This is a genomic window from Streptomyces durmitorensis, assembly GCF_023498005.1.
Lineage (GTDB): Bacteria > Actinomycetota > Actinomycetes > Streptomycetales > Streptomycetaceae > Streptomyces > Streptomyces durmitorensis.
The window spans coordinates 1,369,148-1,395,016 of the sequence record NZ_CP097289.1; the positions used below are offsets into that span (position 1 = coordinate 1,369,148).

A 25,869-nucleotide genomic window follows, 5' to 3' on the forward strand; every position below is an offset into this window, starting at 1 on the left:
TGCGTTGAGTGGCGCAATACTCCGGCAACACCACGGCCGTGAACACGTCGGTATGGTCCCTCGCATGCCAGCCGAACGTATCCGCGAGCACACCGTGCCGGTCGCCGCCGCACGACGGCGCCGGCTGCGCGCGGACCAGGCGCGGCAGCTCGCCGACCTGCTGCGCCACCAGGTGCGCACCGGGGGCTTCCCCAGCGGCGTCCTTCCGCTCGAGGGCGCGATCGGCAGCGACTACCACGTCTCCCGGAACACCGTCCGGCAGGCGCTGGACCTCCTCCGTACGGAAGGGCTGCTCGAACGGCAGCCCGGCGTCGGCACGGTCGTGGTGTCCGAGAAGTATCCGCACGGCCTCGACCGGCTCCAGGGCCTGGCCGAGACCCTGCACGAACACGGCGACGTCACCAACGAAGTCCGTACGGTCGGTCCCGTCCCGGCGCCCGCACCCGTGGCCCGGCGTCTCGGCCTGGTGGAGCACACCGACGTGCTCTACATCGAGCGGCTGCGCCGGCTGGGCGGCCTGCCGCTCTCCCTCGACCTCACCTACATCCCGATGGACATCGGCGCCGGTCTCATCGGCTGCGACCTGGAGAACACCGATGTGTTCCGGCTCCTGGAGACCCTGACCGGGCAGCCGCTCGGCACGGCCGAGATCACCCTGGAGGCCGTCAACGCCGACGTGCACTCCGCCGCCGTTCTCGAGGCCCCGCGCGGTGTCGCCGTCCTCATGCTCGAACGCCTCACCTCGTTGTCCGACGGGCGCCCCGTGGACCTGGAGTTCATCCGCTTCCGCGGTGACCGCATCTCCATGAGCGGGCTGCTCCACCGCGCCCTCTGATTCCTCACCCGCCACCTCTTCCCGGGAGACAGCCATGCCTCTGGCCCCCCAGCGCGCCGACGTGCCCGTGACCATCGACGAGTCGAAGTGCATCGACGGCTGCACCCTCTGCGTCGACATGTGTCCGCTCGACTCGCTCGCGATCAACCCGGAGAGCGGCAAGGCCTTCATGCACGTCGACGAGTGCTGGTACTGCGGCCCGTGCGCGGCCCGCTGTCCCACGGGTGCGGTCACGGTCAACATGCCCTATCTGCTCCGGTGAAGCCGGCAAAGTCGGCGAAGGTCGAGAGGTTCCCACTCCCATGAAACGCACGGCACTCGGCGCCGCCCTGGCCGCCCTCCTTGCCTTCCCCCTGGCGGGCTGCGGCGGGGCGAGCGCGGACGACTCCGGCACGGTCACCGTCACCATCGGCTACCAGTCCAAGACCATCAACACCGTCACCGCGGGCACGCTGTTGCGGTCGCTCGGCTACTTCGAGCGCGAGCTCGCCGAGCGCGGCAAGCGTGAGGGCGTCACCTACAAGGTGAAGTGGCAGGACTACGCCACCGGTGCGCCGATCACCGCGCAGATGACCGCAGGGAAGATCGACATCGGTTCGATGGGCGACTTCCCCCTCCTGATCAACGCCGCCCGCGGCGCACAGCTGAACCGGCCCACGAAACTGGTCTCCGTCACCGGCTACAACCTCCGGGGCGGCCTCAACACCGTGGTCACCGGCACCGGTTCGAAGCTTTCGTCGATCAAGGACCTGCGCGGCAAGAAGGTCTCGACGAGCGTCGGATCGGCCGCCGACGGCACTCTCGTACGGGCGCTGCGACAGGCGGGCATCGACCCCGAGGACGACATCCGCAAGCTCAACCAGCAGCCCGCGGTGGGTGCTTCGGCGCTCCAGGCGGGCAGCGCGGACGCGCTGTCGCAGTTCGTCGCGTGGCCCGGTCTGCTCGCCTTCCAAGGCCGGGCCCGGGCGCTGTACGACGGCGCGGAGCTGAATCTGCCGACCTTCCACGGGGTCACCGCACGCGAGGACTTCGCGCAGAAGAGGCCAGGGGTCCTGGAGGACTTCCTGCGCGCCCAGGCCAAGGCGACCGACCATCTCAACAAGCGTCCTGTCGCCGCCGCCGAGTCGGTGGCGAAGGCCACCGGTCTTCCGCCCGAGGTCGTCTACCTCTACAACGGCGCGCACGGCATCGCCACGTTCGACACCACGGTCAAACCCGCGCTGGTGGCCGCGTTGAAGAAGGACGTGCCCGTGCTGAAGTCGGCGAAGCTGGTGGGCGACGTGGACGTGGACGGTTTCGTCGACGAGCGGTACGTGAAGAAGGCGTACGGCGACGGATACGCGACCGCGCGGGCCGCCACCCCCAAGCCGCCGCGCAGCGAACTCTGGCTGAAGGGCGAGGACCGGACCCGGTCGTTCGCCACGCCGGCCGAGCTGTTGCGCCAGGCAGCCACCCGGGAGGGCAGGGTGCGTGCCGCGTACGTCCCCGACACCACCACCGGGACGCCCTGGTTCGCCGACAAGGCCGTGTGGGTGGCCGACGGCGCGAAACTGCTGCCCTTCGTCACTCCCGCCACCGCCGCCTCCTACACCGCCGCGCATCCGGGCGCTCGCACCATCTCGTACAACCAGGCCCTGAAGCAGGCATCATGACGGTGCGTCACCTACTGCGCCTCCTGTCACTGGCCGGAGCGCTCGGCCTGTGGCAGCTCCTCACCGCGCTCGACGTCAATCTGTGGCTGCGCTTCGAGCAGTTCCCGACGGTCGTCGACGTGACGCGGGAGTTCGGGCGGCGCATCGGCAGCGAGGCGTACTGGCAGGACCTCACCGACAGTCTCAGCCGCATCGTCACCGGCTTCGCGCTCGCGGCGGCCGCGGGGGTGGCCGTCGGCACGGCGATCGCCCGCTCGCGCCTGGCCGCCGACCTGCTCGGGCCCGTCCTCGAAGTGCTGCGGCCCATACCGGCGATCGCCCTGGTGCCGGTGGCGATCCTGCTCTTCCCCAGCAACGAGCAGGGCATCGTCTTCATCACCTTCACCGCGGCGTTCTTCCCCGTCATGGTCTCCACCCGGCACGCGGTGCGCGCCCTGACCCCGGTCTGGGAGGAGGCCGTCCTCACGCTGGGCGGCGGCCGGTGGCGTGTGCTCGGCTCGGTGGTCCTGCCGGGGGCGCTGCCCGGCATCCTCGGCGGGCTCTCCGTGGGCATCGGCGTCTCGTGGATCTGTGTGATCTCGGCGGAGATGATCTCCGGCGAGTACGGGGTGGGCTACCGCACCTGGCAGGACTACACGGTGGTCGACTACCCCGGCGTCTTCGTCGGCATGGTGACGATCGGCGCACTCGGGTGGCTGACGTCGACGGCGGTGGAGGTGCTCGGCCGCCGTGTCACGCGGTGGCTGCCGCGGACGGAGTTCCGCAGCGAGGCTCCGGTGCCGTCGCGCCGGTACCAGCGGGCGGCTCCGCACCCCGGCTCTCCCACGTCGAAGGCCGACGAGGCCGTGCCCCGAGTGTCCGCGTCACGCACGCCGGACCGCGTCCACAAGGAGGCGTGACCCCATGACCACACCCCCCGAGACCACCGTCGGCCCCGCCCCCGTCCTCACCCCGCCGCGCGGCACCCGGCTCACGCTGCGCGACGCGTCGATCGGGCGGCAGGGCGCCGTCGTCCTCGACGGGCTCGAACTGGACGTCGCGCCGGGCGAGATCCTCACCGTCGTCGGCCCTTCCGGGTGCGGGAAGTCCACCCTGCTTCGCACCCTCGCCGGGCTGCTGCCCCCGCTGGGCGGGGAGGTCGAGCAGGACGGGAGGCCCATCACCGCGCCGCACGCCGAACGCGCGCTGATCTTCCAGGACGACGCGCTGCTGCCCTGGCGGACGCTGCGGGCCAATGTCGAACTGCCTCTGGCCATCCAGGGGTTGAGGCGAAGGGAGCGTCGCGCGCAGGCCGAAGGCTGGCTGGAGCGTGTCGGCCTCGGCGGGCACGGCGCCAAGCTGCCGCACCGCGTTTCGGGTGGGCAGCGGCAGCGTGTGCAGCTCGCCCGTGCCCTCGCGGGCGAGCCACGTGCCGTGCTCATGGACGAGCCGTTCGGCGCCCTTGACGCGCAGACCAGGGCCGGGATGCAGCAGTTGCTTGCCGATGTGCTGCGCGGCACGGGCGCGACCGTCGTCTTCGTCACCCACGACGTGGACGAGGCGCTCTTCCTCGGCGACCGCGTCGCCCTGCTCGGCACCGGGACCGGCACCGGCACCGGCACCGGCCGCGTCCTCGACGTACCGCGCCCGCGTGATCGCACGTCCCACGGCGACCCCGCCACCGTCGAGCTGCGCCGCACCGTACTGACGTCCCTCGGCGCCTGATCCCATCGGCGCCTGATCCCTCTGCGCCTGAGAGGCCCTTCCATGCAGATCCCCGCAGTCACCGACGCCCAGGAGCTCTCCTGCGACGTCCTCGTCATCGGCGGCGGAACGGCCGGCACGATGGCGGCGCTCACCGCGGCCGAGCAGGGCCGGGACGTCCTGCTCCTGGAGAAGGCGCACGTCCGCCACTCCGGCGCCCTCGCCATGGGCATGGACGGCGTCAACAACGCCGTGATCCCCGGCCGCGCCGAACCCGACGACTACGTCGCCGAGATCACCCGCGCCAACGACGGCATCGTCGACCAGTCCACCGTCCGCCAGACGGCGACCCGCGGCTTCTCGATGGTGCAGCGCCTGGAGTCGTACGGCGTGAAGTTCGAGAAGGACGAGCACGGTGAGTACGCGGTGCGCCAGGTGCACCGCTCCGGTTCGTACGTCCTGCCCATGCCCGAGGGCAAGGACGTGAAGAAGGTCCTCTACCGGCAGCTGCGCCGCCGCGAGATGCGCGAGCGCATCCGCATCGAGAACCGCGTGATGCCGGTCCGGGTGCTCACGGCGGACGGCAGGGCCGTCGGCGCCGCCGGATTCAACACGCGTACGGGCGAGTTCGTGACCGTTCGCGCCGGAGCGGTGATCCTCGCGACGGGCGCGTGCGGCCGCCTCGGCCTCCCGGCGAGCGGCTACCTCTACGGCACGTACGAGAACCCCACCAACGCGGGCGACGGCTACGCGATGGCCTACCACGCGGGCGCCGAGCTCACCGGCATCGAGTGCTTCCAGATCAACCCGCTGATGAAGGACTACAACGGCCCGGCCTGCGCCTATGTCGCCAACCCCTTCGGCGGCTACCAGGTCAACCGGCACGGCGAGCGCTTCGTCGACTCCGACTACTGGTCGGGGCAGATGATGGCGGAGTTCGCCGCCGAACTCGCCTCCGACCGCGGGCCGGTGTATCTCAAGCTCAGCCATCTCCCGGAAGAGTCCATCAGCTCGCTCGAGAACATCCTGCACTCCACCGAGCGCCCGACGCGGGGGACCTTCCACGCGAACCGCGGCCACGACTACCGCACCCACGACATCGAGATGCACATCTCCGAGATCGGCCTGTGCGGCGGCCACTCGGCATCGGGCGTCCGCGTGGACGACCACGCCCGCACGACCGTGCCCGGTCTGTACGCCGCCGGGGACCTGGCCTGCGTACCCCACAACTACATGATCGGCGCATTCGTCTTCGGCGACCTGGCGGGCGCGGACGCCGCTCAATTCACCGCGTACGAGGGCGAGTTGCCGCAGCAACAAGTGGTGGACGCCCACGAACTGATCTACCGTCCGCTGCGCAACCCGGACGGACCGCCGCAACCGCAGGTCGAGTACAAACTGCGCCGCTTCGTGAACGACTACGTCGCCCCGCCCAAGTCGGGCGCCCGGCTCTCCCTGGCCGTGGACCACTTCGAGCGGATGCGCGGCGAGATCGACGAGATGGGCGCGCAGACCCCGCACGAGCTGATGCGCTGCGCCGAGGTGCACTTCATCCGGGACTGCGCCGAGATGGCGGCCCGGTCGTCACTGGCCCGCACGGAGTCGCGCTGGGGGCTCTACCACGAACGCACGGATCATCCGAAGCGCGACGACGACGGCTGGCTGCACCATCTGGACCTGCGCAAGTCCCCTTCCGGGGCCATGGAGTTCACGGCACGGCCGGTGGAGCCCTACCTGGTCCCGGTCGCCGAGTTCACGCCGGGCGGCGGAGCCTCACGCCATCTGGGCGAGGTGCACCCGGAGCAGGTGGCCACCGCGGGGCAGCGCGACGTCGCCCCGGTCGGATCGGGCACCCGCAGCAGCGGCGCACCCGCACGGGAGACCGCCGCCTCTCACTCCCCACGCATCCTGGAACTGCTGGCTCTCAGCGACACCGAGCCCGAACTCCCCCTACTGCGACCTTTCTTGACCGACCCGGACCCGGCCGTGCGCCGGGCGGCCGTGGCCGCGCTCACCGAGACCGTCCCCACGGGGACGGGCCCGGCGCTCGCCGAGACACTGTCGGACACGGATGCGGGGGTGCGCGGCGCCGCTGCCGCGTCCCTGCGCGAACTGGTCGAAGTCCTGCCCCCGGAGGAGGACTTGTCCCGGGGCCTGCTCAGCGCCCTCGGCCATGGGGACGCCGTGGTCCGGGCGACGGCGCTGGACGTCTTGCGCGCCCTACGCCTCGGTGAGGCCACCGCGTACGCCCCCGCGCTCGCCGATCCGGACATCGAGGTCCGCATCGCGTCGGTGCGCGCCCTGGTCTCGGTCGGCGCCCTCGACACGGTCGCCCGCGCCGCCGTCGACCCGGCCCGCGAGGTGCGCGTCACGGTGGCACGCGGCCTCGACACCCCGGAGGCACTGGCTCCGCTGCTCGGCGACGTGGACATCCTGGTCCGCGCGGCAGCCTTCACCGCCCTGGCATCCGTGGGCTGCCCCACTCCGTACGACGTCAGGGCGGTGGACGCACTGGCCGCCCCGTCCTGGCAGGTCCGCACGGGCGCGGCGGCGGCACTGGGCGCGGCCGACCCCCGAAGCGCCGTACCCGCCCTGTCCACGGCACTCGCCGACCCCAACGCCGACGTCCGCAAGGCCGCGGTCCTCGCCCTCCTCCGGCACGCGCCGCACGAGGCCGCCCGCACGGCGCTCGCGTCGGCGGTCCTGGACCCGGACGCGGACGTCCGCGCCTACGCCGCCCGGGCGGCTGCGCCTGCCTCAGCCTCTTAGCGTGGGCGAACTCTTGGCGTGCGCGAACAGGTCCGATCCACCGTGCCGTCAGCCGTCAGCCGTCGGCCGGGCAGAGGCGGCGCGGCCGGGGATCCGTCTTCAGCTCGGCATCCACGCATCCGGCCGGCAGGCCGTCGTACGCCTTCGTTCCGAAGTTGGCCGTCACCGTCAGGGTGCCGTCGCCGAAGACCGAACGCTGGACCGTGTGGTCCTTGGTCAGCCGACGGAAGTCGGTCATCCGTTCCGTGCCGGCCGCCTTGTGCAGCGGGGCGAAGTACCGCTGGAGTCCGGCCATCTCCCTTCCCGTGGTGTCCAGATTCTCCTCGCCGAGAACGAAGTTGAGCGGAGTGTTGTAGAGCACGGACATCAGTGCGCGGTCCCGCTTCTGCGCGGGGAACTTGTCGTAGGGCATTTCCCAGCGGTCGGTGCTGATGAGGGAGTCGTGCAGCGCGGTCTGGTAGAGGGGCACGCGGTAGGCGGGGTCGTACATCGACTTGGCCAGCGCGTGGGGAAGTGTCGTGGGCCTGAAGAAGAATCCGGGAGCGTCGTCGGGATAGTAGGCACCCCATTCCTTGTCCTTCTGGAACGGCCACAGGCCGTCGTTCACCGGCGTCTGGGACCCGTGGTTGAACGCGAGCGCCGGAGCCGACCAGGAGACGGCGGACTCCGATCCCAGGACGAAGCCGTCCCGGTCCGCGAGCGTGCGCATGCGTTCCATGCGGTTGGCCCGGTCCTGCTTCTTGGTCATCGGGTGGTTCTCGGAGAAGTCCGCGAAGAGCTCTCCCGCCGCGTCGACGTCGAGAAAGACGCTGTTGACGCCGTTCTTGGTCATTTCCTTCACGTGCCGGGCAAGATAGCGCTTGGCGGGTTCGGACTCGGCGAACGCCTCCGAGCTGAGATAGCAGCCGCGGTCCCCGAATCCCGTCTTGATCCGGCCCTTCCAGTCCCGCACGCAGAAGTCGGGGTAGACCTTGTCCGGCCACTTCGCCACAGGTGTGTCGGCGGATTCCGGGTCCTGGCCGTTGGCGTAGGTGTCGTACGGGCCGACGAGATAGCCCTGCTTCTTGGCGGTCGCCACCGCTTCCTTGCTCATGGGGCTGCCATCGGCGTCATAGCCGAGCCACAGCCGGGTGTTGCCCTGCTCGCGCAGCTTCTCGACGGCCTTGGCCTCGCGCGCGCCGCCCCACAGATACGCGTGCTCGGCCCCGAGCAGTTTCCTGGTCTCGGGGTTCTTCGCGATCTTCTGCTTGAGGGTGCGCAGTTCGCCGTGCTGACGCAGCCATCGGCGGTAGTCGCCGCCCGGCGCGACGGGGGAACCAGAGGTGAGAGCGAAGGTGACGGTGTAGCCGAGGGTCTTTTCCCGCCGGGAGAACTCATGCTTCGCCGTCGCGTTCAGTCGCCCGCCCGTCGAGGCGAAGGCCAGCGACGTGCCGATGCTCTCCGGCACGAGGTAGCTGACGCCGTGTCCGCCCGAGCTGTATCCCCACAGCGGCAGGGTCAGGGAGCCGGTGGCCAGTTCCGCCTCGGTGCCGGCCAGACCCGCTGCCTTCGTGTTCCAGAACCGGTCCGCGGTCGGGACGGAGAGACCCTCGCCCCGTGGCACCTGCAGCGAGGCGTTCGCGGTGTCGGTGCCCGGTCCCTTGCCGGAGACGGGCCAAGCGAGGGTGCCGTCCTTCTCGGCCCGGACCGTCATCCGCAGCCGCCCCGCCTCACTGGCGGCGGTGACCCGCAGGCCCTTGGCGGCATACGACCACCGGGCACGGGAACCGTCCACCTCGACCCGGCTCGGCCTGCCCAGGTCGTCGGCCGCGGCAGCGGAGACGGGGACTGCTCCCCCGCCTTCCGTGCGTCCCGTGATCCGCAGCGTGGAGGTGTCGACCGTGGTGCTGCCGCCTGCCACCGCGAAGTCGACGGAACTGCCGTGCACCTTGGGGGGCGCGGCCTGCGAGGACTTGGCATCGGCGTCCACGACGACGGCGTAGCCCGCCGATGCGGTGGTCCCGGTGACGACCAGCGCGAGGGCCACCCCGAGACCGCGGTTGCGCCGCTTGCGCGCGACTCCCGCGGCGTCTCGGTGTCGTACGCGGTCCGGAGATCCGTCGCTCTCCCCCTGCGGGGCGTTCTTGGCCTGTTCCATGATCGCGAGTATCCGAGGGGCTTTTAAGAGATTCCTAAGAGGCTCCCTTCCGCCGTGACTACCTCGCACCGCAGCGGTGTTCGACGGCCGCGATGAGGCATCGTTCCTGCTCGTCCCTAAGATCGAACTGCGCCCCCGCACGCGCCGAACTGATCCCTACGCGCCCTGTTTCCCAAGGTCAGGGCCACATTTCTGTAGCTCCGCATGGAAACGGTCCCGGTAGCCGAAGGACCGACAGAGAGACATCACATGAGTGCAGCGGCCATCGCCGTGGAAGCCGTACCGTTCGGATCGCGGAGCGCGGCGATCTTGGGGCAGGGGGACCACGCCCTCTTCGGAATCAGCACGGGCAACAGCTACTTCAGCCGTCGACGCCTGGCCCACGCGATCTCCTGGGCGGTGGAGCGCTTCGCCGAGGTCGACGTCATCCACGCGGATCTGCACGTGGAAGGGATGTACCAAGCCCTCGGATACGAGCACGCCGATGCGCGAAGGAGCGCGACCAAGCAGCTCCGAGGCGTCCGGCGGCGGATTCAGGGTGCGCTGGAGGACGTCGGGCACGCGGCGGAGCGGGTGCGGTCCAGGCCGCTGTCCGCGTTCGTGGAGGAGCCCGCGTACCAGGAGGTCCGCATGCGGACGCGGGACGCGCTCCGCGTCGACATGGAGTTACGCGCGGCCCGGGACGGGATGGCCTACCAGTTCCTTTCCAAGCGGCTAACCCCCGGAGCGTCCCCCACCGCCGCGCAGATGCAGACGGCGCTGGACTACGTCAACGCCGAACTGCCCTTCTTCGTGGACAGCCCGAGCATCCTGGGCGTCGACTCCTCCGTCCACTGCTATCACTCCGTCCTGGCCCTGGGACGCCTGTTGTTCGGCGGCCGTGAGGCGGGACTGCGACCGAACGACAACCAGGGCTACGCCGTCGTCGTCGCCTGCCGGGACTGATCACCCGCGTCACTCATGGCACACGGCACCACTTCGAGAAGAGAGCAGCTCCCATGTCGACCCATGCCACCGGATCCTCCAAGAACGCCACCGACTACGCCTCGGTGGAGTGGCCGCTGTCCCGGCGAGGCGATGTCGTGCCCGCCGAGTGCACACGGCTGCGTGCGGAAAGCCCGATCGCCCGGGTGCGCACGCTCACGGGCGACGACGCGTGGCTGATCACCAACTACGCGCTCGCCCGGCAGGTCCTGGAGGACGAACGCTTCAGCCTGCGCGAGACGGCCGCTCCCGGAGTGCCCCGCCAGTACGCGTTGACGATCCCGCCCGAGGTCGTCAACACGATGGGGAACATCAACAGCGCCGGACTCCACCAGGAGGTACTGCGTGCCTTCGGTCCCAAGTCCGGCCCCGCATCGGCCGATTGGCTGCGCGAGCGGGCGCACGAGTTGATCGACGCCATGGTCGAGGAAGGGCCACCGGTCGATCTGCGCGGGCGGTTCGCGGAGCCGTACTCCGCCGCGATGGTCTGTGAAGTGCTCGGCCTGCCGGGGAAGGACTGGCGGCGGCTCACATCGGGCCTGGACCTCGGCTTCGTCACCAGTCCCGCCGTGTTCGACGGATGCACCGCCAACTGGGACAAGGACTTCGCCTATGTGCTCGCGCACGTGCGGGCCGACCGGGATTCCCGGTCGGGGCTGATCCGCAGGCTGTGCGAGCTGCGGGACGATCCGGCGCGCGACGGCGGGGCCCTGACCGACGAGATGCTGGCGGCCGTGGTGACCTCCCTGTTCGGGGCCGGCGTCATGAGCACGTACGTGTTCCTCCTGCACGCCGTGCTGACCCTTGTGCGGCACCCGGAGGCGATGCGGCGGCTGCGGGAGCAGCCGGAGCTCATGCCGGGCGCGGTGGAGGAGCTGATGCGCTGCACGCTGTCGATCGGTGACGGGCTGCCCCGGATCGCCCTCGACGACGTGCGGGTCGGGGACGTGACGGTCCGTGCCGGGGAGCTGGTCCTGGTCTGCGTCGAGGGCGCCAACTTCGACCCGGAGCACTTCGACGACCCCGAGCGGTTCGACATCGACCGTGCGTCCAACCCGCACCTGGCCTTCGGGGCCGGCCGTCACTTCTGCCCGGCGTCGGCGATCTCCCGGGTCCACGCGGCCGTGGCGCTCGGCGTGCTGCTCGAGCGCCTGCCGGAGCTGCGGTTGGCCCTGCCCGTGGACCAGTTGGTGTGGCGGACGGGGAACATCAAACGGGTGCCGGAACGGCTCCACGTGCTGTGGTGAGCCCGCCGTCCTGTCGGGCTGAGCCCGCCGTCCTCCATGGTTCGGCGGGCGAGCCGGCTAACGCGCCACGCGGTGGCGGAGATAGACGACGTTCGAGCCGAAGGTGCGGGTCTCGACGAGTTCGAGGTCCACCCGGCGCTCGTTCCGGGGAAAGAACGGAATGCCACCTCCGACCATCACCGGGTAGACCATGGTCCGGTACTCGTCGATCAGTCCCGCCGCGGCCGCCTCGGCGGCGAGGGTCGCGCCGCCGATCGCGATCTCGCCCTCCCCCGGCTCGGACCGCAACCGCTCGATCTCCTCCGCCAGACCGCCGGAGGCCAGGCGGGCGTGGCCCTGCACCTCCGACAGCGTCCTGGAGAACACGACCTTCGGGAGCGGGTTCCACAGGGCGATCCACTCGAGCGTCGCCGCGTCGAGCGAGGAATCCTGCTCGGCGGTCTCCCAGTACAGCATCGTCTCGTACAGCCGTCGTCCGAGCAGGTGGACGCCGACCTCTCGGATGTCGTCGATCCAGAAGCGAAAGACCTCCGGGTCGGGCCCCGTCCAGTCGAAGCCGCCGTCCGGTCCGACGATGTAGCCGTCGAGTGAGACGTTCATCGAATAGGTCACGCTGCGCATCAGAAGTCCTCCTCGGTGACGGGGTTCGACAGTACGACCGCCGGACACCACGGGACTCATCGCGACGCGCGGGATCCCCGGGGCCGAATTCTCCCGGCCTTTGGCGGATTCGCAGCAAGTTCCCGGAATTCTGGATGGTGTTCCACGAGCGCGCAGAACGCGACCCGGGTAACCCGCTACAACACAGAGGCGAAATCCCGCCAATGCCGAGTCCGCCGGCGGGTCCGTCGCGGCGCGCCGATCGCTGCCGCGTAGAAGCCTGTCCGGGCCGGGCGAGCGCCTGGAGCCGCGCGGGCCTTGCGGGCGCGGGCAGTTCAGGGACCCCGTTGCCACAGGTCGAGGCGCACCCTCTTCGTCACCGCACCCAAAGGTCGTGACCGACAGATGGAGCCAGTTTCAAAGCTTGAGCACAAATTGCACACATCCCCCTCTCCAACCCGGTCCCGATGGTCTAGATTGACCGTGCTTCAGCTGTTCGTCACGAGGCGACCAATTAATGATCTTTGGATCCGGCGCTACGGAAAGCCACCAGCCTCGTCCCCTGCACCGAACGCGGGGATGATCAATTTCTTGGAGCCCGCCGAAAGGGGGCCTTGGGTGCGGGGAGCATCCGGGGTTTCGACGGGTTCGGGTGGGTTGTTCAACTGGCTGTTCAACTGGCGCTGACACAACAGGCACGTCATGCGTGGGAGGCGGGGGTCTCCTGCGGCAAGGAACAGTGCGGCGCGGGAGGCGGGGGCCTCCCGGGGGGAGGAACAGTGTGTTGGGCGAACACGTCGAACCGCTGGTGACCTGTGGGGGGTTCTGTGCGGCAGGGGGGATTAGTCAGCCCGTTTCCGTCGGCGCGCGGGCGTCTGGCGAACGGGGCAATCAACAGGCCCGCGATCGACTGGGAGCAGCGGTACCGCCGTACCGTGATCACCAGCGATACTCTGGCCACCGCCTTCGTGGTGGCGGCGATCGGCAACTTCTTCGGGGCCCGGGACGCTGCCAACTGGCACGAGAAGTGGGTCATCCTCGCCTTCGGCACCGAGCTGTTGGTGCTGGGTGCGCTCGCGATGAGCCGGGCATGGGCACCGGCCGTGCTCGGCCAGGGCGCCGAGGAATTCCGCCGGCTCGGACGCTCACTGTTCACGGCAGCCGTCGTACTGGCGCTCGGCGGCATCGCACTCACCTCGCGCAACATCAAGTTATGGATCTTCGTCGCGATCCCGGCGATCGCGCTGGTCACCATGACCGCGCGCTATCTGCTGCGCCTCTGGCTGCACAAACAGCGTAAGGAAGGACGGTGCCTGCGACCGGTGCTCGCTGCCGGGAGCCTGGCCACCGTGCTCGACCTGATCACGCGGGCCCGCAAATTGCCGCACCTCGGCTGGCGGGTCGAAGCGGTGTGCACGACGGACGGGCTCGGGCTCGACAGCGACCACGTGGACGGAGTTCCGGTCGTCGGCCGGCTTGAGGACGTGGCCAACCACGTCCGCCGCGACGGCTACCGCGTCGTCGCGGTCCTGCCGGACCCGCACTGGTCACCTGACCGCTTGCAGCGCCTTGCCTGGAACCTCGAGGGCAGCGACGCCGACATGATCGTGGCCCCCGTCCTGATGGAGGTCGCGGGACCGCGGCTGCACGTCGACGCGGTGCTCGGGATCCCGCTCCTGCGGGTCAGCATGCCGACCTTCACCGGGGGCCGCAGGGCGGTCAAAGGGGTCGTCGACCGGATGGGCGCGGCGATCCTGCTGCTGCTGTTGGCGCCGCTGATGGTGCTCGTCGGGCTGCTCGTGCTCGCGGACAGCCGGGGTGGGGCGCTGTACCGCCAGCGCAGAGTCGGCAAGGACGGCCGCGAGTTCACCATTTTCAAGTTCCGCACCATGGTCACCGGGGCGGACGGGGCACGTGCCGAGCTGGCCGACCTCAACGAAGGCGCGGGGCTGTTGTTCAAGCTCCGCCGGGATCCGCGGGTGACCCGGGTGGGAGCGGTCCTGCGCCGGTACTCGCTCGACGAACTCCCGCAGCTCTTCAACGTACTCACCGGCTCGATGTCGCTCGTCGGGCCGCGGCCTCCGCTGCCGGAGGAGTCCGCCGCGTACGGCCCGGACATCCGGCGGCGGCTCCTCGTCAAACCCGGGCTCACCGGCCTGTGGCAGATCAGCGGGCGCAGCGACCTGCCGTGGGAAGAGGCGGTCCGCCTCGACCTGCGGTACGTGGAGGACTGGTCGCTCGCCCTGGACACAGTGATCTTGTGGAAGACGCTGCGCGCGGTGCTGTATGGGCAAGGGGCCTACTGATGCGCGGGGTTCGTCGTCCGGACGGCGCGCGGAACGCAGGCCCTCAGGGCCTGCCTGGGGGGATGGACAGGTCATGAGGGTCAGCGTTTTCGGGCTCGGTTACGTGGGCTGCGTGTCGGCCGCGTGCCTGGCCAGCATGGGGCACGAGGTCATCGGCGTGGACGTGAACCAGGTGAAGGTCGACCTGGTCAACGACGGCTTGGCCCCGGTGGTCGAGGAGCGGATCGGCGAGCTCACCGCCGAGGTGGTGCGGGCCGGGGCGTTACGCGCCACCGCCGACGTCCACGAGGCGATCATGGGCAGCGAGGTGTCGCTGATCTGCGTGGGCACGCCGTCGGAGCCCAACGGCAGCCTGTGCACCACGTACTTGGAGCGGGTCACCGAGCAGATCGGTGCCGCGGTGGCCGAGCGGGGCGGGCGGCAGACCGTGGTGTTCCGCAGCACGATGCTTCCGGGCACCTGCCTGAACCTCCTCGTGCCGATCCTGGAGAAGTACGTCGGCGGCACGGCGGGGGTGGACTTCGGGGTCGCGGTCAACCCGGAGTTCCTGCGCGAGGGCACGAGCGTGCAGGACTTCTTCGACCCGCCCAAGACCGTCATCGGCGAGCTCGACCCGGCGAGCGGCGACGTGGTCGCTGCGCTGTACGGCGGCCTGCCCGGCGAGGTGTTCCGGGTGCCCGTCCCGACGGCCGAGGCGATCAAGTACGCGGACAACGCGTTCCACGGCCTCAAGATCGGCTTCGCGAACGAGCTGGGCTCGGTGTGCCAGGCGCTCGGGGTGGACTCGCACCAGGTGATGGACGTGTTCCTCGCCGACCGCAAGCTCAACATCAGCCCCGCCTACCTGCGGCCCGGCTTCGCCTTCGGCGGCTCCTGCCTGCCCAAGGACCTGCGCAGCCTGGTCCACGCGGCGCAGCGGGCCGACGTCTCGGTGCCCATCCTCGCCCACGTGCTGCCCTCCAACTCCGCGCATCTGCAACGCGCGGTGGAGCTGGTCGAGCGCACCGGCAAGCGCCGCGTCGGCCTGTTCGGGCTGTCCTTCAAACCCGGCACCGACGACCTCCGCGAGAGTCCGCTCGTCGAGCTGGCGGAGAGACTCTTCGGCAAGGGGTACGACTTGCGGATCCACGACGCCAACGTGAGCCTCTCCCGGCTGATGGGCGCGAACCGCGAGTACATCGAGACCCGGCTCCCGCACCTCGCGCACCTGCTCGCGGACTCCGTCGACGAGGTGCTCGAACACGCCGAGGTGTGCCTGGTCGGGACCAGGGACCCGGCCGTCCTTGCGGCGCTGCCCCATGGCGAGGGACCCGCGCTGATCGATCTCATCCACCTTCCCGACGCAGATGCGCGCCGAACCGAACCGGGGTACATGGGCCTTGCTTGGTAACACATCGTTCGATGACACAACCGGCGGCGGCCGGCCGAAGCGGCGCGCGCTGATCCTCGTGGAGAACCTGTCGGTGCCGTTCGACCGGCGGGTGTGGCAGGAATGCACGACACTGCGCGACGCGGGCTGGGAAGTGCACGTCATCTGCCCCCGAGGGAGCAAGCGGGACACGGAACCGGAAGCGGTGATCGACGGGGTGCGGATCCACCGCTACCCGTTGCGCGCGGCCACCGGAGGTCCCGCCGGCTATCTGCAGGAGTACGGATCGGCGTTGTGGCACACGGCCCGGCTCGTCCGCAAGGTCGGCCCGGTCCACGTGGTCCACGCCTGTAACCCGCCCGACCTGCTCTTCCTGGCGGCACGGTGGCTCAGACGGCGCGGCGCGCGGTTCGTCTTCGACCAGCACGACCTGGTGCCCGAGCTGTACCTCTCCCGGTTCGACCGGGGCGAAGACCTGCTCTACCGCGCCGTGTGCGCGCTGGAACGGCGGACCTACCGGGCCGCGGACGTCGTGCTCGCCACGAACGAGAGCTACCGGGACGTCGCGGTGCGCCGCGGCGGCCGGCGGCCGGAGGATGTCTTCGTGGTGCGCAGCGCGCCCGCGGTCGACCGCTTCCAACCGGTGCCGCCCGAGCCGGAGTTGAAGCGCGGCAAGCCTCATCTGCTGTGCTACCTCGGTGTCATGGGCCCCCAGGACGGCGTCGACTACGCCTTGCGGGCCCTGGCGAAGCTGCGCGACGAGCTCGGGCGGAGCGACTGGCACGCGGTGTTCGTCGGCTCCGGCGACGCCTTCGACGCGATGGTGGAGCTGTCCCGGCGGCTCGGGCTGAGTGAGCAGGTGCAGTTCACCGGGCGCATACCGGACGCCGACCTGGTGCGCTACCTGTCCACCGCGGACGTGTGCCTCTCCCCCGACCCGCGCAATCCGCTCAACGACGTGTCGACCATGAACAAGGTCCTGGAGTACATGGCGATGGGCCGGCCGATCGTCTCGTTCGACCTCCGGGAGGCACGCGTCTCCGCCGGTGACGCCGCCGTGTACGCGCCCGCCAACGACGAGACCGAATTCGCCGAACTCATCGCGCTGTTGCTCGACGATCCGGAGAAGCGGGCCCACATGGGCAAGATCGGCCAGGAGCGGATCAGCGGGCAGCTCTCCTGGCGGAACTCGCAGGCCTCGCTGCTCGCGGCCTACGACGCTGCCTGCCGTGACGCTCCGGTGTCGGCGGCCCCGGTCCGTGCAGGGAGGAGGCCCCGCCGGTGAGCGAAGACACGATACGCCTGGTCACGATCGGGCGGATTCTCCGTCGGCGCTGGCGGCTCCTCGCCGCCCTCGCCGTGGTGGGCGCCCTCGTGGGCTACGGCACCTCGGTGCTGTTCCCGCCGCGCTACACGACGTCGGCATCAGTAGTCCTCGCGGGGCAGTGGGAGGAGCGCGAGCTGCTCACCCAGGCGGAGATCGCCGCCAGTTCGGCGGTCGTCGACCGCGCGGCAGGCACGCTCGGCTGGAGCGGCGTCAGCGGCAGCGAGCTGCGGGACCAGGTCAGTGCCAAGGCCGCCGACGGGAACATCATCAAGATCTCGGGTACGGCCGAGACCCCGGAGCGCGCACAGCGGCTCTCCGACCAAGTGGCCAAGCGGTTCGTCACCTTCGCCGCGCGGCTCGCGGGCGGCAGCTCCGAACCCGCAGCGGATTCGGGGCCCGAGGCGCTGCGCAAGCAGGTGGAGGAGACCAACCGCCGCATCACCGACCTGGCCAAAGCCGCCGATCCGGGGCAGACCGTGGAAGGCGTGCAGGCCCGCACCGCGCTCGAGAAGCTGCGCACCTCGCTGGAGGAGGCCATGAAGAAGCTCGACCAGGCCGACCCCGCGACCAACAAGGCCGGCATGGTCGTCATGGGTCCCGCGGCCCGGCCGACCGGCGAGGCACCGCCGACGAGGACGCAACTCGTCGTCGGCGGGGCGCTGCTGTTCCTCCTGCTCGCGGTCATCGGCCATCTCACCGCCGCGCGGATGAATCGTCGGCTGCGCACCGAACCGGAGATCGCCGCGGCGCTCGGCTCGGCGCTCATCGGCACCGTCGAGGTGCCCGGTGAACGGTCCGCGCAGCGGCCAGGGGGCGGTGGCCCGCGGACCTGGATCCGCCGGCTCCTCGGCATCGACACCCGGTGGGACGTACCGACCCCCCGGACGTCCGGCGACGAGGCCGGCAGACGGATCCGCTACCGGCGGGTGTGCACGCGCCTGCGGGTCCAACTGCCGGGCGCCCGGCGGCTGCTGGCCGTCGTACCGGAGGGCGACGAGATCGCCCTGCGGGCCGCCGGGCAGCTCGTCGCCGAGGCCAAGAGCGATCCGCTGCTGCGGGTGGTGGAGGTCTCGGTGTCCCAGCCGATGGTGCCGGACCGCGACACCGAGTCCGGCGCCCTGGTCGTGCTCAGCGCGGGCAGCTGGACCGCGGGGGAGCTCGCAGGCATCGCCGAGGCGTGTGCGGACGGCAGGCACGAGGTCGTCGGCGTCGTCGTCGCCGGCGCCGTCCGGGCCCGTCCTGCGCGATCCGCCGCCCATCATCCGGACAACGCCACTCCGGCGCTCGCGGCTCGCGGCCACGGGACGGGAGGTTCAGTGTGACGACGAGCACGACTTCGGAGTCGTCGGCAGCCGCTCCGCTGCTGAACCTTCAGGCGCTGGTGGTGGCGGTGCGCAGACGCCGCCGCCTCTGGTGCTCCCTGGCTCTGGTGGGGCTGCTGATCGGCGCGGCGGTGGCGGTCCTGCGGCCGCCGCCGCCGACCGCGGTGACCAAGGTCCTCGTCGCGCACAAGGAGGACCAGGCGAACGACACCGGGACGCTGATCCGCACCGACGTGGAGCTGCTGCGGACCACGCGGATCGCCGACAAGGCCCTGGAGTCCCTCAAGTCCCCCCAGCTCCCGGAAGACTTCATGCAGGACTACCGGGGAACCGGCCTGACCAACAACGTGCTGCAGATCGATGTGACGGCCGAGAGCGACGCGCAGGCCGTGGCGCGCGCCAAGGCGTTGGCGGACGCGTTTATCGCGGACCACGTGCGGCGGATGCAGCAGGCCGCGAAGGCCGAGGCCAAGGCCCTGCGCGACCAGCGTGACCGCATGCGGGTCGAACTCGCCCAGGTCAACGAGGCGATCGGGGACAGGTCGCCGGAGAGCGACCCGAGCGCGTCGGCGAGCATCGAGTCGCTCTTCGCCCGCCGGGCCGAACTCACCTCGCGGATCGCCGACTTCGACCTGCGCGCCGAGGAGGCGCGCATGGGCACGCCCCATCTCGTCGCCGGCACGCAGATCGTGGACGCCCCGCGCGCGGTGCAGCACTCCCTGCCCAAGTCCGCGCTCACCAACGGCGCGATCGGGCTCGTCCTCGGGCTCGTCCTCGGGCTCGCGGTGGCCGCGGTCGGCTCGGTGGTGGCGGACCGCCCCGTGCTGCGCCGGGACATCGCGGCGAACCTGGGCGCCTCGGTCATCGCGGAGCTGCGCCGCGCGCCCCGCAGGCCGGTCAAACTGTGGCAGCGCCGGCGGACCCGGGCGGAACGCGAACGGCTCACCGCGACCCTGGCCCGCGCCGTGCGTGGCTCCGGGGAACCGGTGTCGCTGCTCGAACTGGGCTGTGCGCACACCACGAGCGTGATCGCCCTGGACCTGGCCAACGCGCTGGCGGCGGACGGGCCGGTGGTCATCGTCGACGGTCTGCCACGCCTGCCGCTCGCGGGCCGCGGCCAGGAGCCCGGAGAGCCGGCCGTGGTCAGCGGCGAGCGTGCCACGGACGTGCCGCATCACGTGCGCAGGATCGGCGTCGGCTCGCTCGCGCCCGGCACGGCGTGGACCGGCCTCCAGGACCTCGGCAACCAGACCGTGCTCGTCGTACGCGCCGGGCACGGCAGCGCCGCATGGCTGCACACCGTGGCGCGGCAGCTCGCGGACCTGCTCATTCCGGTGATCGGTGTGGTGCTGATCGACCCCGACCCGCGGGACCGGACCGACGGCACCCTGTGGGACGGGCTGCACACCGCGCTGCGCGGCCGGCAGAACGGGACGGGCCAGTTGCCGACGGAACGGCCGTCATGGGCACGAGTCCCGGACATCGACCAGGAAGCGCGGTAGGACATGTGTGGCATAGCAGGCACCTACCGATGGCCGGACGGGAAGGCAGTGACCGACCGGCTCACCGATACCCTCGCCCACCGCGGTCCGGACGGGGCGGGCCGGTACGGCCATCCCGTCGGTGACGGCGAAGTGCAGCTCGGGCACCGGCGGTTGGCCATCATCGACCTGTCCGAGACCGGCGCCCAGCCGATGGTCTCGGACGGCCTCGCCCTGACGTACAACGGCGAGCTGTACAACGCGCCCGAGCTGCGTGCCGAACTGGCGGCGGCCGGGGTGCGCTTCCGCGGTACCTCCGACACCGAGGTGCTTCTCGAGGCCTGGCGGCGCTGGGGCACCGACTGCCTGCCCCGGCTGCGCGGCATGTTCGCGTTCGGGATCTTCGACGAGCGAACCGGTGACCTGGTGCTCGCCCGCGACCAGCTCGGCATCAAGCCGCTGTTCCTGCTCCGGCGCGGTGGGGGCCTGGTGTTCGCCTCCGAGCTCAAGGCGCTGGCCGCCGCCACCGGCGGGTCGCTTGAGGTGGACGAGGCGGCGCTGGTGGCCTCACTGCTGTACTACTGGGTGCCGGATTCACGGTGCGCGTTCCGCGAGGCGGAGAAGCTGCCGCCGGGCAGCTGGCTCCGGTGCCGCCCCGACGGCCGGGTGGACCGCGGCCAGTTCTGGAGCCTGAGGGACGTCGCCGCCGAGGGCCAGGAGCGGGCCCGGAGCGGCGAGTTGCCGGACATCGCCGCCGTCGTCGAGGAGTCGACGCGGCGCCATCTGCTCTCCGACGTCCCCGTGGCGACCTTCCTCTCCGGCGGTCTCGACTCCAGCTACCTGACCGCGCTCGCGGCCCGCGACCGACCCGGGATCTCCGCCTACACGATCGGGTTCCGCGCCGAGGACGCCAAGTTCGAGGCGATGCCGGACGACCTGCGCTATGCCCGGCAGGTGGCCGAGCAGTTCGGCGTCGACCTGCACGAGATCGAGATCGCCCCGAACGTGCTCGATCTGCTGCCGCAGATGACCTACACCCTGGACGAACCGATCGGCGACCCCGCCGCGATCAACACCTTCCTGATCTGCGAGGCCGCCCGGGAGGCCGGGGTCAAGGTGATGCTCTCGGGGATGGGTGCCGACGAACTGTTCGCCGGGTACCGCAAGCACCTGGCCAACCTGCTCGCGCTGCGCTACCAGCGCGTCCCGCGGCCGCTGCGGCGCGGCCTGTCCAGGGCCGTGGACCGGCTGCCGGTCGCCACGGCCCGCCGGGGGTACCGGTCGGTGCGGTTCGCGAAGCGGTTCCTCTCCTTCGCCGATCTGCCGGAGGAGACCGCGTTCCGGCGCAGCTACACCATGTACGACCAGGACGAACTGCTCGCCCTGGTCAATCCCGACCTGGCCGGGACGGTCGACGACGTGCTGACCGAGCACGCGGACGTCTACCAGGACAACGACCTCGACGACTTCGTCAACCGCATGTGCCTGGGCGACGCCCGGATGTTCCTGCCGGGCCTGAACCTCGCGTACACGGACCGCTCCAGCATGGCCGCGTCGACCGAGGTGCGCGTGCCGTACGTGGACGTCGATGTGGTCAAGGCGGCCTTCTCCGTGCCCGGTGATCGCAAGATCGTCGGACGGCAGGGCAAGGCCGTCCTCAAGGAGGCGGCCGCCTCGGTCCTGCCCCGGGAGATCGTGTACCGGCCCAAGGGCCTGTTCAGCGCCCCGCTGCGCGCCTGGATGAGCCGGGATCTGGCACCGCTGGTGCGCGAGGTGGTCAACGACGGCGTGCTCGTCAACTCCGGGATCCTGCGCCGCGACGCGCTGGCACGGATGGTGGCCGAGGACGCCGCCGGGCAGCGGGACTTCTCCAAGCATCTCTGGCATGTGCTGACCCTCGAGTACTGGTACCGCGGCGCGACCTCCGGGTCCGGCCAGAACGCTCGCTAGACGGCGTAGAAACAAGGGGACTTCGGTGAAACAGGTTGTACAGAACTACAAGAGTGGCGAGCTGGCGGTACTCGACGTACCGGTGCCGGGATGCAAGCCGGGCGGTGTGCTGGTCCGCAGCGCCTACTCGCTGATATCCACCGGGACCGAACTCATGAAGGTGTCCGAGGCCGGCATGTCGATGCTGGGCAAGGCCCGCTCCCGTCCTGACCAGGTGGCCAAGGTCGTGCAGAGCGTGGCCACCAACGGGGTGCCCGCCACGTACCGCAAGGTGATGGGCAAGCTGGACTCCTACACGCCGCTCGGCTACTCGCTGTGCGGGGTGGTCGAGCAGGTCGGCCCCGGGATCGACGACGTGAAGGTCGGCGACCTCGTGGCCTGCGCCGGCAACGAGCACGCGCTGCACGCCGAGCTGAACTGGGTGCCGAAGAACCTCTACGCCCCGGTGCCTCAGGGCCTCGCGCCGCGGCACGCGGCCTTCGGCACCGTCGGGTCGATCGCGATGCAGGGCGTCCGCCGCGGCGAGTCGCAGCTCGGCGACGTGGCGCTGGTGATCGGCCTCGGTCTGATCGGGCAGCTGGTGGTGCAGCTCCTCACCGCGTCGGGGGTCCGCGTCGTCGGGGTCGACCCCGACCCGGCGCGCTGCGAGCTCGCCGAGCGCCTTGGCGCCGCGGCCTGCGGCGATCCCGCGTCCGCGGCCGTGGAGGCCGCCGTCGCCGAACTCACCGACGGTCACGGCGTGGACCAGGTGTATCTGGCCGCGGGCGGTGGCAGCAACCAGCCCGTCGAGCTGGCCGCCCGGCTCTGCCGGGACCGCGGCCGGGTCGTCGACATCGGCAAGTGCCGCCTTGACCTGCCGTGGAACGCGTACTACGAGAAGGAGCTCGACGTCCGGTTCTCCCGCAGTTACGGCCCCGGGCGCTACGACCCGGAGTACGAGCTGGAGGGGCGCGACTACCCGATCGGCTACGTGCGCTGGACCGAGCGCCGCAACCTGGCGTGCTTCCTCGATCTCGTCGCCCGCGGCCGCGTCGACGTGGAGCCTCTGGTCTCGCACACCGCCGACTTCGATGACGCCGTCGAGACGTACCAGCGCCTGAAGGACGGTGACCTGAAGGCCGTGGCCGTGCTGTTCCGGTACCCCGAACTCGCAGGGGACGCGGGGGAAGCGGGACAAGCGCAAGCCCCGGAGGTGGCGGTCCCCGCGGTGCGACGCGGCGGCGGATCCTCCGTCCCTGCCCGGTCCGCCAAGGCGCCGGTGCGCCTCGCGTTCGTCGGCGCGGGAAACTACGCGACGTCGATGCTGCTGCCGCACCTCGCACAGCGCGAGGGCGTCAAGCTGTCGACCGTGGTCACCACGACCGCGCTGTCCGCGGCCAACGCGCAGCGGAAGTTCGGCTTCGACGAGGCGACCACCGATCTCGACGCCGTGCTCGGTGACAAGTCCATCGACGCGGTGTTCGTGGTCACGCGGCACAGCTCGCACGCCGAGTTGACCCGAAGGGCGCTGCTCGCCGGCAAGAGCGTGTTCGTGGAGAAGCCGCTGGCGCTCACCGAGGACGAGCTGGCCGGGGTCCTCGCCGCGGTGGAGGAGTCCGGCAACGACCGGCTGCAAGTGGGCTTCAACCGCCGGTTCGCACCGCTCCTCCAGGAGGCCAGGAAGCGGTTCGGCGCCCGGACCGGCCCGGCGAGCCTGCGCTACCTGGTCAACGCGGGCCGGCTCCAGCACGGCAGCTGGTACCTCCAACAGGGCAGCGAGGGCTCGCGGTTCGCCGGCGAGGGCGGACACTTCATCGACACGGCGAGCTGGCTGCTCGATGCCGATCCGGTGTCGGTGTACGCGGTCGCCACGTCCGGCAACGAGGACCTCCAGGTCGTGCTTCGCTACCCGGACGGGTCCACCGCCACCATCAGCTACGTCACCACGGGGGCGGCAGGCTTCCCCAAGGAGACGCTCGACCTTCTCGCGGACGGCCGTGTGCTGCGGCTCGACGACTTCGTCCGTGCCTCGGTGTTCGCTGACGGCGCGGTCGGCCGCAAGCGGTGGGTCAGTTCGCGGCTGCCCAAGGCCCGGGACAAGGGCCAGAACGCCGAACTGGCCGCGTTCGTCAAGGCCGTGCGGACCGGCGGGCCGATGCCGGTGCCGCTGGAGTCGCTCGTCGCCACCACGGCGGCCACCCTCGCCGTGCAGGCAGGCCTTGTCGGCGGTGCGCCGGTGACGTTGGCGAGGCCGCGATGACCATGAGCGCGGGCTGGTACTTACGGCGCCTGTCCCGGATGGGACCGCGGGAGGTCGGCGGCCGGGCGGGCGACGCGGTGCGCAGGCGGCGGTGGCGCTCCGCGCGGCCGGACTGCCCGAGCGTGACCGGCGCCCGGTTCACCGCGGTACTGCCCGCGGGGACGATCGCCGCGATACCCCCGGACGCCGCGAAACGTCTCGTCGCCGAGGCGGACCGGCTGATGTACGGGCACGCCGAGTACTTCGGGGTGGTCCGCGACGACCTGACCGACCCGGACTGGTGGTGCGACCCGAAGACCGGGCGCCGGGCTCCCTGGGGCTACGCCTTCGACGTGCCGTACCGGAACGAGGACGCGGTCGGGGACATCAAGCAGATCTGGGAGCTGTCCCGGCACCAGTACCTCACCGTGCTCGCCGCCGCCTACGCGATCACCGGGAACGAGCGGTACGCCGAGCGGGTGGCCGAGCACCTACGGTCGTGGTGGACGGCCAACCCGCCGCTGCGCGGTGTGCACTGGATCAGCGGCATCGAGCTGGGCATCAGGCTCCTGTCCTGGGTGTGGATCCGCAGGCTGCTCGACGGCTGGCCGGGCGCGGCCGGTCTCTTCGAGGACAACCCGGTGGCGCTGAACCAGATCTGGCACCACCAGCGCTGGCTGGCCGCCTTCCCCAGCCGGGGTTCCTCGGCGAACAACCACGTCATCGCCGAGACCGCGGGGCAGTTCGCGGCGGCGTGCGCGTTCGGGTGGTTCCCCTCGTCGCCGCGCTGGCGGGCCGGCGCGCTGCGGTCCCTCGAGCGGCATCTGCGGAGCAACACCTTCGGCTCCGGCCTCAACCGCGAGTCGGCGACCGAGTACCACGGACTCGTCCTTGAACTCGGCCTGGCCGCGCTGGCCGAGGCGGACGCCGCCGACGTGCCGGTCCCCGCGTCGATCCGCCTCGTGCTGCTGCGGATGACCGACGCGCTCGCGGCCGTCGTGGACGGCCGGCTGCGGCCGCCGCGTCAGGGGGACGCGGACGACGGGCACGGTCTGGTCGTGGACGGCGCGGGCACCGACCGCTGGGCCTCGCTCCTCGCCACCGGGGACGCCGTGTTCGGCCGGCTCGCCTGGTGGCCGGAGGTGACCGGCACCGATGTGCGCACCCCGCTCCTTGCCGCGCTCATCCGCCCGTACGCGGAGAAGGCAACCGCACCGGCGGTGACCCGCCCGGCAGTTCGGCCGGCTCACTTCGCCGACGCGGGCATGACCATCCTGCGCGGCCCGGAGGAAATCTGGTGCCGCTGCGACGGCGGTCCGCACGGATTCCTGTCCATCGCCGCGCACGCCCACGCGGACGCGCTGTCCGTGGAGGTCAGGCACGACGGGGTCGACGTGCTCGCCGACCCGGGGACGTTCTGCTACCACGGGCAGCCCGAGTGGCGGCAGTACTTCCGCTCGACCCTCGGCCACAACACCCTCCAGCTGGACGGCGGTGACCAGTCCGTGTCCGGCGGCCCGTTCCTGTGGACCCGGCATGCCCGCAGCCGCGTCCTGGTCGCGGACACATCCGGCGCCTCCGAGGGCGGGACGGCCCGTTGGTGCGCCGAGCACGACGGCTACCAGCGCTCCGTGCACCACCGCCGGGTGGAACTGAACGCAGCGGCCAAGGAGTTGCGGGTGGTCGACCAGGTGCGCGGTCCGCGCCGCCCGGCCGTGCGCCTGGCGTTCCACCTCGGCCCGGCGATCGCCGCGGACCTGGTGGCGAACTGGGCGGTGCTCACCTGGACACGGGACGGCGAGGACCGCTCCGCGGTGCTCGACCTGCCCGGGCAGCTGTCCTGGCAGGCGCATCGCGGCGAGAGCGACCCGCCGCTCGGCTGGTACTCCGCCGGCTTCGGGCGCAAGGAACCCTCCACCACGCTGATCGGCACCGGCTTCGCCGACAGCGCCGAGGGGTTCACCACCGTACTCAGGTTCAGCGACTAAG

The 25,869-nt window shown here is 71.0% G+C and carries 18 protein-coding genes; 16 read left to right on the forward strand and 2 right to left on the reverse strand.

Features of this window, described 5'->3' with window-relative positions; genetic code table 11:
- Nucleotides 1–64 precede the first annotated feature (64 nt).
- Genes M4V62_RS06420 through M4V62_RS06445 form a run of 6 tightly spaced genes read left to right on the forward strand, consistent with a single transcriptional unit; the run spans nt 65 to nt 6,939 of the window.
- Nucleotides 65–835 carry a GntR family transcriptional regulator gene (locus M4V62_RS06420; RefSeq protein ID WP_249586245.1) on the forward strand — a complete coding sequence of 257 codons (771 nt, stop codon included), beginning with the start codon at nt 65–67 and terminating at the stop codon, nt 833–835.
- A 34-nt stretch (nt 836–869) separates the two neighbouring features.
- Nucleotides 870–1,097, forward strand: a complete 228-nt coding sequence (locus M4V62_RS06425; protein ID WP_249586246.1) for a 4Fe-4S dicluster domain-containing protein — start codon at nt 870–872, stop codon at nt 1,095–1,097.
- 40 nt (nt 1,098–1,137) lie between these two features.
- Nucleotides 1,138–2,487, forward strand: a complete 1,350-nt coding sequence (locus M4V62_RS06430; protein WP_249586247.1) for an ABC transporter substrate-binding protein — start codon at nt 1,138–1,140, stop codon at nt 2,485–2,487.
- Nucleotides 2,484–3,386: an ABC transporter permease gene (locus tag M4V62_RS06435; RefSeq protein ID WP_249586248.1), complete on the forward strand. Its 903-nt coding sequence runs from the start codon at nt 2,484–2,486 to the stop codon at nt 3,384–3,386. Before M4V62_RS06430 ends, M4V62_RS06435 begins: the two co-directional genes overlap by 4 nt.
- Before the next feature lie 4 nt (nt 3,387–3,390).
- A complete protein-coding gene (locus M4V62_RS06440; RefSeq protein WP_249586249.1) occupies nt 3,391–4,191 on the forward strand; it encodes an ABC transporter ATP-binding protein in 801 nt (266 codons plus the stop codon).
- Nucleotides 4,192–4,233: 42 nt separating this feature from the next.
- Entirely contained in the window at nt 4,234–6,939 is a 2,706-nt protein-coding gene (locus M4V62_RS06445; RefSeq protein ID WP_249586250.1) for a fumarate reductase/succinate dehydrogenase flavoprotein subunit, read from the forward strand.
- A 55-nt stretch (nt 6,940–6,994) separates the two neighbouring features.
- Here M4V62_RS06445 and M4V62_RS06450 read toward each other — a convergent pair whose 3' ends face one another.
- The gene (locus tag M4V62_RS06450; protein WP_249586251.1) at nt 6,995–9,076 is read right to left on the reverse strand and encodes a glycoside hydrolase; all 2,082 of its coding nucleotides are present in this window, start codon (nt 9,074–9,076) and stop codon (nt 6,995–6,997) included.
- 249 nt (nt 9,077–9,325) lie between these two features.
- Here M4V62_RS06450 and M4V62_RS06455 point away from each other — a divergent pair, with 249 nt between their 5' ends.
- Nucleotides 9,326–10,021, forward strand: coding sequence for a tRNA-dependent cyclodipeptide synthase (locus M4V62_RS06455; protein ID WP_249586252.1), 696 nt, complete (start codon nt 9,326–9,328; stop codon nt 10,019–10,021).
- Nucleotides 10,022–10,074: 53 nt separating this feature from the next.
- Nucleotides 10,075–11,307: a cytochrome P450 gene (locus M4V62_RS06460; RefSeq protein WP_249586253.1), complete on the forward strand. Its 1,233-nt coding sequence runs from the start codon at nt 10,075–10,077 to the stop codon at nt 11,305–11,307.
- 57 nt (nt 11,308–11,364) lie between these two features.
- On the opposite strand, the gene M4V62_RS06465 is transcribed toward M4V62_RS06460, so the two are convergent.
- On the reverse strand, nt 11,365–11,928 hold the full coding sequence (locus M4V62_RS06465) for a dihydrofolate reductase family protein (RefSeq protein WP_249586254.1): 564 nt from the start codon (nt 11,926–11,928) through the stop codon (nt 11,365–11,367).
- An 806-nt stretch (nt 11,929–12,734) separates the two neighbouring features.
- Between M4V62_RS06465 and M4V62_RS06470 the strand changes: the two genes are divergently transcribed.
- From M4V62_RS06470 to M4V62_RS06505, 8 genes are all read left to right on the forward strand, one after another.
- Complete coding sequence (locus tag M4V62_RS06470; protein ID WP_249586255.1) at nt 12,735–14,213, forward strand: sugar transferase; 1,479 nt, start codon at nt 12,735–12,737, stop codon at nt 14,211–14,213.
- A gap of 73 nt (nt 14,214–14,286) precedes the next feature.
- Complete coding sequence (locus M4V62_RS06475; RefSeq protein WP_249586256.1) at nt 14,287–15,603, forward strand: nucleotide sugar dehydrogenase; 1,317 nt, start codon at nt 14,287–14,289, stop codon at nt 15,601–15,603.
- Nucleotides 15,593–16,867, forward strand: a complete 1,275-nt coding sequence (locus tag M4V62_RS06480) for a glycosyltransferase family 4 protein (RefSeq protein ID WP_249586257.1) — start codon at nt 15,593–15,595, stop codon at nt 16,865–16,867. Before M4V62_RS06475 ends, M4V62_RS06480 begins: the two co-directional genes overlap by 11 nt.
- A complete protein-coding gene (locus tag M4V62_RS06485) occupies nt 16,864–18,231 on the forward strand; it encodes a Wzz/FepE/Etk N-terminal domain-containing protein (protein ID WP_249586258.1) in 1,368 nt (455 codons plus the stop codon). The genes M4V62_RS06480 and M4V62_RS06485 overlap by 4 nt, the downstream gene beginning before the upstream one ends.
- Nucleotides 18,228–19,733: a Wzz/FepE/Etk N-terminal domain-containing protein gene (locus M4V62_RS06490; protein ID WP_249586259.1), complete on the forward strand. Its 1,506-nt coding sequence runs from the start codon at nt 18,228–18,230 to the stop codon at nt 19,731–19,733. Before M4V62_RS06485 ends, M4V62_RS06490 begins: the two co-directional genes overlap by 4 nt.
- Nucleotides 19,734–19,736: 3 nt before the next feature.
- Entirely contained in the window at nt 19,737–21,662 is a 1,926-nt protein-coding gene (gene asnB, locus M4V62_RS06495; RefSeq protein ID WP_249586260.1) for an asparagine synthase (glutamine-hydrolyzing), read from the forward strand.
- A 25-nt stretch (nt 21,663–21,687) separates the two neighbouring features.
- A complete protein-coding gene (locus tag M4V62_RS06500; RefSeq protein ID WP_249586261.1) occupies nt 21,688–23,901 on the forward strand; it encodes a bi-domain-containing oxidoreductase in 2,214 nt (737 codons plus the stop codon).
- Nucleotides 23,898–25,868 carry an alginate lyase family protein gene (locus tag M4V62_RS06505; RefSeq protein ID WP_249586262.1) on the forward strand — a complete coding sequence of 657 codons (1,971 nt, stop codon included), beginning with the start codon at nt 23,898–23,900 and terminating at the stop codon, nt 25,866–25,868. The genes M4V62_RS06500 and M4V62_RS06505 overlap by 4 nt, the downstream gene beginning before the upstream one ends.
- Nucleotide 25,869 lies beyond the last annotated feature (1 nt).

Excerpts from the sequence above, each read along its gene's own strand:
- M4V62_RS06420 (WP_249586245.1), top strand. The coding sequence starts at position 65 with ATGCCAGCCGAACGTATCCGCGAGCACACCGTGCCGGTCGCCGCCGCA.
- M4V62_RS06425 (WP_249586246.1), top strand. The coding sequence starts at position 870 with ATGCCTCTGGCCCCCCAGCGCGCCGACGTGCCCGTGACCATCGACGAG.
- M4V62_RS06430 (WP_249586247.1), top strand. The coding sequence starts at position 1,138 with ATGAAACGCACGGCACTCGGCGCCGCCCTGGCCGCCCTCCTTGCCTTC.
- asnB (WP_249586260.1), top strand. The coding sequence starts at position 19,737 with ATGTGTGGCATAGCAGGCACCTACCGATGGCCGGACGGGAAGGCAGTG.
- M4V62_RS06475 (WP_249586256.1), top strand. The coding sequence starts at position 14,287 with ATGAGGGTCAGCGTTTTCGGGCTCGGTTACGTGGGCTGCGTGTCGGCC.
- M4V62_RS06440 (WP_249586249.1), top strand. The coding sequence starts at position 3,391 with ATGACCACACCCCCCGAGACCACCGTCGGCCCCGCCCCCGTCCTCACC.
- M4V62_RS06455 (WP_249586252.1), top strand. The coding sequence starts at position 9,326 with ATGAGTGCAGCGGCCATCGCCGTGGAAGCCGTACCGTTCGGATCGCGG.
- M4V62_RS06445 (WP_249586250.1), top strand. The coding sequence starts at position 4,234 with ATGCAGATCCCCGCAGTCACCGACGCCCAGGAGCTCTCCTGCGACGTC.
- M4V62_RS06465 (WP_249586254.1), bottom strand. The coding sequence starts at position 11,928 with ATGCGCAGCGTGACCTATTCGATGAACGTCTCACTCGACGGCTACATC.
- M4V62_RS06435 (WP_249586248.1), top strand. The coding sequence starts at position 2,484 with ATGACGGTGCGTCACCTACTGCGCCTCCTGTCACTGGCCGGAGCGCTC.
- M4V62_RS06460 (WP_249586253.1), top strand. The coding sequence starts at position 10,075 with ATGTCGACCCATGCCACCGGATCCTCCAAGAACGCCACCGACTACGCC.
- M4V62_RS06505 (WP_249586262.1), top strand. The coding sequence starts at position 23,898 with ATGACCATGAGCGCGGGCTGGTACTTACGGCGCCTGTCCCGGATGGGA.
- M4V62_RS06450 (WP_249586251.1), bottom strand. The coding sequence starts at position 9,076 with ATGGAACAGGCCAAGAACGCCCCGCAGGGGGAGAGCGACGGATCTCCG.